This is a genomic window from Nostoc sp. CCY 9925 (assembly GCF_963920935.1).
Taxonomy (GTDB): domain Bacteria; phylum Cyanobacteriota; class Cyanobacteriia; order Cyanobacteriales; family Nostocaceae; genus Nostoc.
Genome location: NZ_CAWUDO010000175.1, coordinates 1 through 10,638, shown reverse-complemented (window position 1 = coordinate 10,638; position 10,638 = coordinate 1). Strand labels below are relative to the sequence as shown.

Genomic DNA, 10,638 nt, shown 5'->3' with positions numbered 1-10,638 from the left:
AGTTGTTAGCGATCGCACCTTTTTCACCCAACCTCACAAAATCGCGTTGCTCCCCTTGCGGTTCTAGTTGCAAATCTACTAGACCCGAAACCTGGCCCATAGTTGATTGTACTTGTTCACCAAGGGTGCGGAGTTGTTCCAAATCGGGGCCAAAAATTTTCACAGCGATCGCACTCCGTACACCTGAGAGTACCTCATCCATCCGGTGCGAAATAAACCCGCCGATATTGGGAACGACCCCGGGAATTTTATCAAATTCTTTACGAATCGTTTCAATTGTCTTGTCTCGGTCTTTTGCTCCCTCCTCGCTGAGTTGGACATCTATTTCTGCCCCGTTTACACCAGCCACCTCAGTATCCCCCACAGCCCGTCCAGAGCGCAATTGAGCCGTTTCAACCCCAGGATTTTTTTTCAGGGCTTCTTCGATCGCTATCCCTACTTGATTAGTCGCATCCAGAGACTGACCAGGCATTAAAACTGCGGCGATTACCAAAGAGCGGTCTTGGAATTCTGGTAAAAAAACTTGCCCTAAACCTAGCATAATTACCAATGAAGCCACAAAGCCAGCGATCGCCATTCCTAAAATAATTTTGGGGCGGCGCATAGAAAATTTCAAAGCTGGACGGTAAAATTTATGGGTTTGTTTTTCTAACCAAGTTTCTGTACTGGGTAATCTTGTATTTGTTAACAACAGGGCGCACATTGCTGGGGTTAATGTCAGCGCGACTAAGGTGGAAGCAGCAATTGACAGCAGATAGGCTAAACCCATTGGTGCAAAAATTCGACCTTCTACACCAGAGAGGGCGAAAATCGGTGCAAAGACAACTGCAATAATAATTGTGGCGAAGAGGACGCTAACCCGCACCTCAACTGAACCATTAAAGACAACTTGCAATGGTGGAATGGGATTACCTGCTAGTTGGTTTTCCCGCAAGCGGCGGTAGACGTTTTCCATATCTACAATGGCATCATCCACCACTGAACCAATAGCCACCACCAGTCCGCCCAAAGTCATGGTGTTGATGCCTTGTCCTGTCCAGTTCAGAATCATCATTCCTAATAATAAGGACACGGGTAAGGCGCTCAAACTAATGATTACCGTGCGCCAATTCATCAAAAACAGAATAAGGATGACGGAAACGATGATAGTACCATCACGCAAAGCTTCTTCAACGTTTTCGATCGAGGCTTCGATAAAATCTTCTTGACGGAAAGTAGTTGTAATTTTGACATCTTTAGGCAGACCGGCCTGAATTTCCTCTATTGCTTTTTCAACCGCCTTCGTTACTTTTGGCGTATCTGCTGTTGGCTGTTTGTTGACTGTCAAAATTACCGCTTTTTTACCCGCAAAACTGCCATCGCCGCGTTTGAGTGCTGCACCAATTTGTACATCGGCCACTTGTTCTAACAGTACTGGCATGCCATTTTTGGCTTTAATTACTGATTTTTTCAACTGCTCAATAGATTCAATCCGCCCTACCCCTCGCACCAATGTCTCCTGATCAGGAGTAATTAAAAATCCCCCTGGTGCATTAGCGTTGGCTGCGGCGGCGGCTTTGGTGACATCATCAAGGGAAACATTAAACGCCTTCAGCTTATCAGGGTTAACCAACACTTGATACTGACGTTCATCCCCACCAAATATGACGATATTACTTACACCAGGGACAGCCAGCAGGCGGTTCTTCACTTGCCAGTTGACAATCCGCCATACCTCCATTATTTGAGTGGTTTCAGAGGTAAAGGCGTATTTGACAGTCCATCCTAAAGGCGAACTGACGGGAAGAACCTCTGGATCTTCTACACCTTGCGGTAGTTGACTGCGTGCTTGTTGCAACCGTTCTGTCACCAATTGACGAGCGCGATAAATTTCTGTGTCCAAGCTAAAAGTAGCTCTCACAGCAGAAAGACCTACAGCCGAGGAAGAACGCAATGCTTCCAGTCCTGGGGTACCGTTGATAGCACTTTCTATTGGTCGGGTAACTAGGGATTCAACCTCCTCTGCTGCAAGTCCTGGTGCTTCGGTCATAATTTCGACCTGGGGTGGGGCAAAGTTGGGAAATACATCCAGTGGCATTTGCGTAAGGACGAGAAAGCCCCAAACAGATATGAGGATGGAAGCAATAACTATTAGCCAGCGTTGAGCGATCGACCATTTAACAATATAGTCAAGCATTTTTAAACGTTTTAAGGGATGTCTGCTTGCTGTGCAGCTAAGTAAGTTTAAAGATCAAGTACTTTACCTACTCTCCCAAATGAAGATGAAATTGAGATGAAATTTTTAGCTTAAACTTCAAGTTGCCCCATGTTTGTCCCTTTGGGAAGCGTGGGATGAATTTTTGAGCATTCTTACAAACCATCAACAGCAGGATGGCAAACGTCAGCTTTGATGATCTTACCTGATTACAATTGTTACCGTAATAGTTGAAATCAAGTAGTTTATCGTAAAATCAAGGGTTTAATACCCCTACATCTCCCCGTATTTTACCCACTTCGATTACGCGTACCATACTCTGCCTTAGATATGATCCGTAAATGTTATCGTCTAGGAACTTCTTTCAAAACTTCCTGTCTTGATATTTTCACCGGGGTAAAGCAACGGTGATTATCTAGCAATCAAACAAACTTAACTGTTGAACAAAATTGAGCAAATTTTAGGGGTTTAAGTTCCCTACCTCTACAGGAAAAACGTTTTGATGCTTAACTGAAATCACCGTTACAAAATGTAATTACAAATTGGTTTAAAGAGGTTAATCGTATTAATCAGCAAATGATGATGACCCAACAAAACTAAGGATTTATATGGATGCAAAGGTTAGGGAATTTGATAGAGGTGGAAAAACTCGGAGTATCGGCTTGTCACAAACCAAGTGCCTCTCTCGTCTTTGATTATGTAAGCCAATTTATAACTTTAACTGTGGGCGATCGCCATGACTGAACTCCTCGCAATACTTGATTGTTTTCACACTGTGCTAATCCAAACTGCACCTAAAATTGCCAGCCGTCTACAGACTGGATTAACCCGTGCTGAAGAGGTACAAATCGCTTCATTTTCATGGAAGTTTCCCCAAGATGCTTCCGACCTGTATCAATGGCATAATGGGCTATCTGGCAAGCCAGGAAAGTTAAATTTGGCACAGAAATTACTCAGGCTCAAAGGAAAATGGCATGGGGAGTTATCCGGTCGAGAGAACGAAATGCATCTAAAACTGGAAAATCGCCTTATTGTTGCCAAATTCTTGCCATTGGATTACGCCTTAGCAGGACATCACCATCTAAAACTTGGCAGATGCTTAATCGATTTACTGCCTTTTTCTATCTTGACTAATGGCAAGGATACGATCTACTGCATGATGCGCTTAGACCCAGAGAAACCCGTCATTTATTGTGCTGACGGGACAAAACTGCCGCCGATGGGAGTGACTGAATCATTTTTATCAACACAGCCTCAATTTAGCCGATTGAGTGATTTAATCATATTTCTGACCAAAGTTTGTCAACAAGGGATTCAATCGATAGCAGCAAGTCAAGAGAGTTTAATAGATGCGATCGATTGTGAACTTAATGCGACACAGCTTGAACAACTTTACCAACAATCTAAACGCTAAATTGTTGAACCGATCAGAAGTTTATGAGACAACCTTATGAAGCTACTTGAAGTTCAATCCAGTGTACGGTTAGAACAATCAATTTCTCGCACACTCAGTCACGAATTTATTCAAACATGGCAGAACTTCCATGCTGATGGACGCTATAAACAGCGAGATGTCGGTATGAATCCCCCTGCTCATCCTACAGAACTGTGGACAGTTGCAAACTATATTCCTCCAGACAGTCGAACACCAGATATGAAAACGGTACTTGCTGACTCCGAGCAACTGATTGAGGAGTTGCTGTGGGCAGATCGCTTATTACTCGGTGTGCCCATGTATAACTTTAGCGTTCCATCAACCTTTAAAGTGTATGTGGATAATATCGTTCGAGTTAATCGCACCTTTACGTTTGATCCAACCAGTTTTACTTTTGAAGGACTTGCGATCAACAAAAAGGCATTGGTGATTACTCCGAGTGCCGGAAATTTTGCGCCCAATACGCCAATGGGAAGTATGAATTTTTGTGAAACCTATTTGCGATCAATTTTGGGCTTTATTGGCATTGAAGACATCACAATTATTGCTGTTCCAAATCAGTTTATGCCTGATGAAATTCGGCGACAGAGTATTGAACAGGCACGAGTAAAGCTGATGATGATAGCGGCAACTTGGTAACTTATGAACCGATTAGACCTGTTCAATCAGTATCGATCCCTCCTGTTTGCGATCGCCTATCGAATGCTTGCAAGCGTGACCGAGGCAGAAGATATCGTGCAGGAAGCCTGGATTCGCTGGCAAAGTACTGAAAGTGTAGTGCAGTCTCCTAAAGCGTTTCTATCTAGTACAGTGACTCGTTTATGTATCGACCATCTTCGATCTGCCCGTATGAAGCGAGAACAATACATAGGAACATGGTTGCCAGAGCCACTGACAACAGAACTAACGGATGTTAAAGACTGTGCTGAATTAGCAGAATCCCTTTCGTTCGCATTTCTCATGCTACTGGAATGCCTATCGCCAGAAGAAAGAGCCGTTTTCCTATTACGCGAAGTTTTTGATTATGACTACAAGGCGATCGCTAAGACTGTAGGCAAAAGTATCCCAAATTGCCGCCAGATTGTTTGTCGCGCCCGTCAGCATCTTGTGCTACGCAGACCGACGATCGCCCTAAATTGCCATGATAAAGACATCTTGGTTGAGCAATTTCTCGACTATTGGAATCACGGCGACGTACAGGGACTCATTGCACTCATGGCAGAAGATGTAACATTCTGGTCAGATGGAGGAGGTAAAGTTGTAGCAGCACAGAAACCATTATATGGGTGTATAAAAGTAGCTCGTTTTTTAGTGGCGATTCGACGCAGCCGATTAACACCTACGCTAGTTTCACAGGTTGTAGCAGTCAATGGTCAGCCTGGAGTTATCAATACTGTGGATAAAAAGCCCCATAGTACTTTTAGTTTTGAGTTTGCAAGTGATAAAATTCGAGCAATTTTTGCAGTGGTTAATCCAGAGAAGCTAGGAGCAGTGAAATCATAAAAATAAAAGGGTGACTTTTGTTTTTTTATTTATAAACCTGATTCACAAGAAAACCGGGTTTCTTAACGCTTCTATTTACCCTGAATGAATTACTAACGCTGAACTTGCTGAATCAGGACTTGTGTTTGCTGATACCTCTGCCTATCTCCTTGCTGCTGAAATAGACTTGCAGCTTGCTCTAAATCATTAATGGCATTTTTGCGATCGCCTAAAGCATATTCAGCAAGTCCTCGGTTGCCGTAAGCATCAGCTAAATTGGGGTTGATTTGTAGGGCTTGGTTAAAGTCAGCGATCGCCAGCTTGTGATTTCCTTGTCTATAATTCAAAAAGCCCCTATTGTAGTAAGCATCTACAGACTTCGGATCAATTTTTATTACCTGGTTAAAGTCGGTAATCGCAGCTTGAATGCTTCCTAGTTCCGCATGAGCAGTCCCCCGACTGTTGTAAGCATCTGTATGGTTGGGATTTAATCGCAGTGCTTGATCAAAGTCGATAACGGCTGCTTTAAAATCTCCTAATTGAGATTTTGCCAAACCTCTCAGGCAGAAACCCTCATAGTATGTAGGATTTAACTGTACTACCCGACTAAAATCTTCTATTGCAGCGTTGAAGTTGCCTTGCTCAAGCTTTTGCACACCCTGACTATAGTATTCCTGATAATTCATCTGTTGGATGTGCGTTGGTGCTTTCTGTGCAGCATGAACAGCAACAGGTATTCCACTCAGTACGCTACTCGTTATTCCCAGAATGGCAACAGAAGAGTGAATATAGTTCATAGCTTAACTTTCTCCTTGATATATTTATCAAGACAGATACACGAGATTGTTCTTGACTAGATCCATCCTAAGCGGTTTAAAGCTTGAAACCCAGTCAACCCAAAATACTTTGTAATAGCAACCAAACATTTAGACCGACGATAATAATAGCAACTAACCAAGCTAGAGATTTTAGCCACAGGGGATTTACAAAGTCTCCCATTAAGTGACGGTTACTTGTAAACATCACCAATGGAATCACTGCAAACGGTAACTGCAAGCTAAGGATAACTTGACTAAGAACTATGAGGCGGCTTGTGCTATTTTCCCCAAAGATAATAATCGTAATCAACGCTGGAATAATAGCAACTCAAAAACGCGACCCAGCAAGCTGGAAATTCTGGATTAACAACCGCCGAGGACAGAGCGTAATTTTAGCGGGATTGGGGTTAGTCCTGGGTTTGCTGACTCAACATTTGGCATTACCGATCTGGATAGCAAGGGCTTTTTATGGAATTGGCATAGTAATTGCAGGCTATCCTATTGCACGGGCAGGTTTGTTTGAGTTGCGCTTGCGCCGTGCCGATATGAATCTGCTGATGACCATATCAGTTATTGGGGCAGTAATTTTGGGGGACTGGTTTGAGGCAACGCTAGTCCTGTTTTTGTTTTCTTTGGGTACAACACTGCAAGTTTTTACCTTTGGTCGCACGCGCAATGCTATCAGCGCTCTCATGGATTTAACTCCACCTACTGCTACTGTCAAGCGGGGGAATAAAGAAGTTACAGTTCCCGTTGAAAGCATTCAAGTTGGTGAAATTTTGACGCTTCGACCCGGAGGGCGCGTGGCGTTGGATGGCATAGTTATTTCTGGCAGCAGTGCCATTGACCAATCGCCAATTACAGGAGAGTCAATTCCAGAAGATAAAGCACCAGGCGATACTGTCTTTGCTGGAACATTGAATCAATCAGGCTTTTTAGAAGTTAAAGTAACTCACACTGTTAGTGATACAACTGTTTCTAAAATTATTCATTTGGTAGAATCAGCTCAAGGAAGTCGCGCTCCTTCTCAGCAGTGGGTGGATCGGTTTGCAGAGATATACACCCCAATTGTAATTTTGATTGCGATCGCCATTGCCCTAATTCCGCCCTTGGCTTTTGCTCAACCTTTTAACGTTTGGGTTTATCGGGCGCTGGTGATGTTGGTAATAGCCTGTCCCTGTGCTTTGGTAATTTCTACTCCTGTTTCGATTGTCAGCGCCATTGGTGCAGCAACTCGTAAGGGCGTTTTGTTCAAAGGGGGTAATGCGCTGGAAACCGCCGGACGTTTGACTACTTTTGCTTTTGATAAGACTGGTACGATTACGCAAGGGCTACCCGTTGTACAAAAGGTTTATGACCTTGGTAAGGTAAGCGCAAACATGGTGTTACAGATTGCAGCTTCAGTTGAGCAACAGTCTGAGCATCCTCTCTCCAAGGCAATTGTAGCCAAGGCTCATGAGCAAGGCATGGAGTTAGAAGCACCTATTAAATTTACAGCACTGCCTGGCAAAGGGATTCAGGCGAACTTGAGGGAGCAGTTGTACTTCATAGGCAATCAAAGGTTATTTTTAGACCAAGGTATTCGCTTATCTGGTGAAGCTGAATCTTTGTTAGCTGAAATTGAACAACTCGGCCAAATTCCGGTGCTGATAGGGACAAATGAAGGGTTATTAGGAGCGATCGCACTTTCCGATGGCATCCGCTTGGAAGCTACAGAAGCTCTGCGACAATTGAGGCGGGTTGGATTAAAGCGGTTGGTAATGTTGACAGGCGATCGCACTGCTGTTGCCAAGCAGATTGCCCAGCAAGTTGGAATTACAGAGTACCGAGCAGAACTGCTACCCGAAGATAAACTTGAAGAAATTCAACTCCTGCGTCAAAAAGGAGTAGTAGGTATGGTTGGGGATGGTATTAACGATGCCCCTGCACTTGCTGCTGCGGATATCAGTTTTGCGGTTGGTGGAATAGATATTGCTTTGGAGACAGCAGATGTCGTGATCGTGGGCAGCGACCTCAGACGACTTGCTTATGCAGTAGAACTAAGCCGTCGCACTGTATCTGTAATTCAACAGAATGTTGTCTTTTCTTTAGTAACAAAAGGTTTGTTTCTGCTATTAGGAACCTTTGGGTTTGTTGGGTTAGCTGTAGCTGTTTTAGCAGATACAGGGACTTCCTTATTAGTTACTGCAAATGGAATGCGGCTATTTAAAACCAAGACGGTTAAGGATTAAGCAATGGTACATGACCACAGCCATAAGCATCAGGGACACGAACACGGACAGGGCAACTACAACCGCGCTTTCGCAATTGGTACTGCCCTCAATGTCGGATTTGTGATTGTTGAAGCAGTCTATGGCTACCGAGCAAACTCGCTTGCTTTGGTTGCCGATGCTGGTCACAATTTGAGTGATGTATTGGGATTGCTACTAGCTTGGGGAGCAAGTGCCCTCACCCTACGACCACCAACCCGACGGCATACCTACGGATTGCGTCGTTCCTCAATTTTGGCGGCTCTGATCAACGCACTTGTTCTCCTTCTAGCGATGGGTGCGATCGCTTGGGAAGCAGTTCGTCGCTTTAGCGAACCTAGCTCAGTATCGGGAGGTACAGTCATCGGCGTTGCTGTAGTAGGGATTATCATCAACACAGTTACTGCCTTGATGTTTATGTCCGGTCGTCAAAAGGACTTAAATATTCGAGGAGCGTTTCTGCACATGGCGGCTGATGCCGGAGTTTCGTTGGGGGTTGTATTAGCTGGCATTGCCATTGTTTTCAATGGCTGGTTGTGGTTTGATCCAGTTGTGAGTTTAATTATCGTTGTCGTAGTAGTAGTTGGAACCTGGCAACTGTTGAAAGACTCTCTAGACCTGGCATTAGATGCTGTACCAGCAGGTATTGAACCGCTTGCCGTCCGCACTTATCTAGCTGAACTCCGCGATGTAGCTGGTGTCCATGACCTTCATATTTGGGGTATGAGTACCACAGAGACAGCCCTTACAGCTCACTTGGTAATGCCCACAGGACATCCCGGCGATGCTTTTTTAGTCCAGGTAAATCGAGAGCTTCAAGATCATTTTGGAATTGAACACACCACGTTTCAGATAGAAACTGGCGATCCGAGTTACCCATGTCCTCTTGCTCAAGAAAACGTTGTTTAAAACTAATTAAGTAAGGATGGATAAACTTGTAGTTTACCAATTCAAACATAATGGGTGTAAGTCCGGTAAAAGGGGAAAGGTATTATTTGTTTGGTCATGGTAATCGGTAAATTGAAACACAAGAGCATCTGGATCAATAAATTTCTGTTTCTCTTTCTATCTCCTCGTTCTGCAATTTACTCTTAACTAAGACGGTAAATTTTATGGACAAAGACATACTGCGATCGCTCCTGTGTTTTAGACTCCAACGCAGTTATCGTCGTAAACGATCTGCATTCCGTCTTTACCCAGCCTTGGCTGAACGGGAAGCTTTAGCATATCGACGAGAATTGTTACTCATCCTTGCTAGAAATGCCGAGAAATCTGCTATTACCTACGCCATCCGGTTATTACACTTGAATGTTACAGTACCCCAGGATTTAGATACTTGGAGCGAACGTCTTTGGTATTGGTTATTAGTGCATAGCAAACTTCAGTGGGTGATTGCCTGGATTGAGTGGCAACAACACAAAGATGCTAGGCTTTATATTCGGCTATTTCAAATGTATTCAATACTGTCACCGGCATTAAAACATCGTTGAGTATCCGTTATATTCCATTGCTTTAATTTTCATTTATCCTCAATTTTTAAATTAGAAGCTTTGAATGTAAAAAATAAAGATGAGTTTTACCAACCCAAAATTGCAACATTCCCACCATTCCTACACCAAAACTGTAGATGATACGCAAAAGTTAAATTTACTTTGGGTAATTTTCGGGCTACGGAGTAGCCTATTTTTAATAGAATTAGGAGTTGGACTTTGGGGAGGTAGCCTGTCACTTTTAGCAGGTTCGGGACACCTATTCTCCGATGTGGTGACTTTGGGATTGACAGTGTTAGTAGTTTGGTTAACAGAGCGTCAATCTTCAGTTGAAACGAATTTTAAGTACCAGCAAATAGAAGCTTGGATAGGATTACTAAATGGAGTGAGTTTAGTAACTTTAGCTGGTTTCATTGCTTTAGAAGCTGTGGAACGTTTTCAAAATCCTCAACCTGTATCAGGCTTACCCATGCTGACTGTAGCTACCTTGAGCATAGTAATTAACGGTTTAACTATCCAACCATTGCACAAGCATAGTCATCATGATTTGAATCTGCGGGGAGTTTTCTTACATGGGATTGCTGATGCTGGCAGTTCTATCGGTGTAATTCTGGCTGCTGGTTGTGTTTATTTTTTTAATTGGCTATGGGCAGATGCAGTCGCTAGTTTACTGGTTGCCTTGTTTTTGAGCATCAGTGCTATTTCTCTAATTCAAGATAGTCTGAGGCAGTTTCAACTTACTTGCAAGTTATGACGTTCGGTTGAGTCTGACACCTTGTCTCTTGACAGAAGCGATCGCCATAGTTAAAAATTCGACTACCATCCGCCATGCACCACAATGTCACACCAATCAAATATTAATATAAGCTTGATGGGAGCGGTATTTCTGTCACTGCTTGTCACCCCAGTGTTAGCAGGGAGCAACGCGATTTTGTGAGGTCGGGTAAAAAAGTGCGATCGCTAAAACTTT

Annotated in this window: 10 protein-coding genes; 7 read left to right on the top strand and 3 right to left on the bottom strand. The window is 43.5% G+C overall.

Annotation, left to right across the window (positions count from 1 at the left end; translation table 11 throughout):
- On the bottom strand, positions 1–2,176 hold a 2,176-nt coding region (locus tag ACM0OY_RS38150; RefSeq protein ID WP_414573912.1), incomplete at its 3' end, for an efflux RND transporter permease subunit.
- A 754-nt stretch (positions 2,177–2,930) separates the two neighbouring features.
- Here ACM0OY_RS38150 and ACM0OY_RS38145 point away from each other — a divergent pair.
- From ACM0OY_RS38145 to ACM0OY_RS38135, 3 genes are read left to right on the top strand one after another with little or no spacing between them, the layout of a single operon-like run.
- Positions 2,931–3,608, top strand: coding sequence for a hypothetical protein (locus ACM0OY_RS38145; protein WP_414573911.1), 678 nt, complete (start codon positions 2,931–2,933; stop codon positions 3,606–3,608).
- A 36-nt stretch (positions 3,609–3,644) separates the two neighbouring features.
- The gene (locus ACM0OY_RS38140) at positions 3,645–4,268 is read left to right on the top strand and encodes an FMN-dependent NADH-azoreductase (protein WP_414573910.1); all 624 of its coding nucleotides are present in this window, start codon (positions 3,645–3,647) and stop codon (positions 4,266–4,268) included.
- Positions 4,269–4,271: 3 nt separating this feature from the next.
- Positions 4,272–5,132, top strand: a complete 861-nt coding sequence (locus ACM0OY_RS38135) for an RNA polymerase sigma-70 factor (protein WP_414573909.1) — start codon at positions 4,272–4,274, stop codon at positions 5,130–5,132.
- Between the two features lie 92 nt (positions 5,133–5,224).
- Here the strand turns inward: ACM0OY_RS38135 and ACM0OY_RS38130 are convergent, their stop codons facing one another.
- Both ACM0OY_RS38130 and ACM0OY_RS38125 read right to left on the bottom strand, forming a co-directional pair.
- Entirely contained in the window at positions 5,225–5,908 is a 684-nt protein-coding gene (locus ACM0OY_RS38130) for a tetratricopeptide repeat protein (protein ID WP_414573908.1), read from the bottom strand.
- Positions 5,909–6,002: 94 nt separating this feature from the next.
- Positions 6,003–6,134 (bottom strand): hypothetical protein, encoded by a 132-nt coding sequence (locus tag ACM0OY_RS38125; RefSeq protein WP_414573913.1) that lies wholly within the window; start codon positions 6,132–6,134, stop codon positions 6,003–6,005.
- 58 nt (positions 6,135–6,192) lie between these two features.
- Here ACM0OY_RS38125 and ACM0OY_RS38120 point away from each other — a divergent pair, with 58 nt between their 5' ends.
- The 4 genes from ACM0OY_RS38120 to ACM0OY_RS38105 all read left to right on the top strand — a co-directional run bounded on the left by ACM0OY_RS38120 (position 6,193) and on the right by ACM0OY_RS38105 (position 10,422).
- Complete coding sequence (locus ACM0OY_RS38120; RefSeq protein ID WP_414573907.1) at positions 6,193–8,160, top strand: heavy metal translocating P-type ATPase; 1,968 nt, start codon at positions 6,193–6,195, stop codon at positions 8,158–8,160.
- A 3-nt stretch (positions 8,161–8,163) separates the two neighbouring features.
- On the top strand, positions 8,164–9,087 hold the full coding sequence (locus tag ACM0OY_RS38115) for a cation diffusion facilitator family transporter (protein ID WP_414573906.1): 924 nt from the start codon (positions 8,164–8,166) through the stop codon (positions 9,085–9,087).
- A 203-nt stretch (positions 9,088–9,290) separates the two neighbouring features.
- On the top strand, positions 9,291–9,668 hold the full coding sequence (locus ACM0OY_RS38110) for a hypothetical protein (protein WP_414573904.1): 378 nt from the start codon (positions 9,291–9,293) through the stop codon (positions 9,666–9,668).
- A 79-nt stretch (positions 9,669–9,747) separates the two neighbouring features.
- Positions 9,748–10,422 (top strand): cation diffusion facilitator family transporter, encoded by a 675-nt coding sequence (locus ACM0OY_RS38105; protein WP_414573903.1) that lies wholly within the window; start codon positions 9,748–9,750, stop codon positions 10,420–10,422.
- The last annotated feature ends 216 nt before the right edge of the window (positions 10,423–10,638 follow it).